Origin of the sequence: Exiguobacterium sp. SL-10, assembly GCF_004337025.1 — a bacterium.
GTDB lineage: Bacteria > Bacillota > Bacilli > Exiguobacteriales > Exiguobacteriaceae > Exiguobacterium.
On the sequence record NZ_SJUP01000027.1, the window covers coordinates 1 to 1688 of the forward strand.

The following is a 1688-nucleotide window of genomic DNA, read 5'->3' on the forward strand; positions in this document are numbered from 1 at the left end:
TTTGATATGCTCCCCAATAGGTAGACAGATAAAATAACAAATCTGTTTATCTGATTGGGGAGTGTTTTTTTATGGCGAGAAGTCGGCATTCGATCGAACAAAAACTGGCTGCGCTGCGCATGGTGGAAGAAGAAACCTATACGTGGAAGGAAATCATGGAAGCGCATAACGTCTCTGAGAATACCCTCCGGGTGTGGAAAGTGAAATTCGATACCGGCGGGATCGACGCGTTGAAGGAATCGAGGACATGGAGACATTACACCAAGGAACAAAAGATTGCCGCCGTCCGTGACTATCTCGATGGGGCCACCACGGTGGAAGTCCTCTCCAACCATCAAATCAGTGATGGATCTGTTCTTCGAAAATGGATTAAGAAGTATACTAGTCATAGCGAGTTAACAGATTCGAGAAAAGGGATGAATCGAGCTATGACAAAAGGAAGAAAAACTACATTCGAAGAGCGCTTCGAGATCGTGAAATACTGTTTGGAGAATGGACGCAACTACCAACAGACCGCGGAACAATATCAGGTGTCTTATGGGCAAATCTATGGCTGGGTCAAGAAGTATGACACGGACGGGGCAGAAGCGCTCCTGGACCGCCGTGGGCGTACGAAGCCAGAGAACGAACTAAGTGAAGAGGAGAAGCTGAAACGCCGGATCCGGCAAATGGAGCTTGAGAACGAACTTCTTCGTGCGGACAACCTGTTCCTAAAAAAGTTAGAGGAGATCGAGAGGAGGTCGTGATCAGCCAGGTACGGCTACAGCAACGATATATCGCCATCAAAGAATTATACGAAGATGAGGCCATCTCGATCGTCCTCCTCTGTCGAGTCGCCGGCGTCTCACGGGCGGCCTATTACAAATGGTTGAACCGCACCATACCGGTGCGTCAAGAAGAGAACGAGAAGCTTCTGGAGGACATTCGTCTACTCTATGACCAGGCGAACGGCACATACGGGTACCGTCGGATCACGATGACAATCAATCGGCTGCGCCGGCAACAGAGCCTGTCCCCATTCAATGAAAAGCGAATCTATCGCTTGATGCATAGCCATGGGATCCAATCGGTCATCCGCCGGAAGCGGAAGAGACATAAGAAGTCAACGCCGCAACATGTGGCCGAGAACCTGATGAACCGAGAATTCAGTGCGTCCCGCCCGGACGAGAAATGGTGCACCGACGTCACCGAGTTCAAGTATGGGACCGGGAAGAAGGCGTATCTGAGCGCGATCATCGACCTGTATGACGGCTCGATCGTCGCCTACCGCATCGGAAGGTCCAACAACAACGGGCTCGTCTTCCAGACGATGATGCCAGCCATCGCGGGGCTCCGTACAGGAGCACGTCCGATGATCCATAGCGACCGAGGGTTCCAATATACCTCAAGAGGGTTCAAACGGATGGTAGAAGACGCGGGAATGACCCGCAGCATGTCCCGGGTCGGGCGTTGCATCGACAACGCCCCGATCGAGAGTTTTTGGGGCACCTTGAAAGTGGAGATGTACTACTTGCGTGAGTTCCAGGCCTACAGCGAACTCACGAGGGCCATCGAGACCTACATATCGTTCTACAACCACGATCGTTTCCAGAAACGACTAAACGGCTTGAGCCCTGTCGAATACAGGTCTCAAGCCGCCTAGGCTGGTTTTCATTATTTGTCCTGTCTACTTGACAGGGAGCACTTCA

1 protein-coding gene is annotated in these 1688 nt (G+C 51.5%); it reads left to right on the plus strand.

What is annotated here, in order from left to right; translation table 11 throughout:
• Positions 1-71 precede the first annotated feature (71 nt).
• A protein-coding gene (locus tag EVJ33_RS15085) for an IS3 family transposase (RefSeq protein ID WP_131438366.1) occupies positions 72-1642 on the plus strand; the annotation gives its coding sequence in 2 pieces (ribosomal slippage) (positions 72-711 and positions 711-1642; 1572 coding nt in all).
• Positions 1643-1688 lie beyond the last annotated feature (46 nt).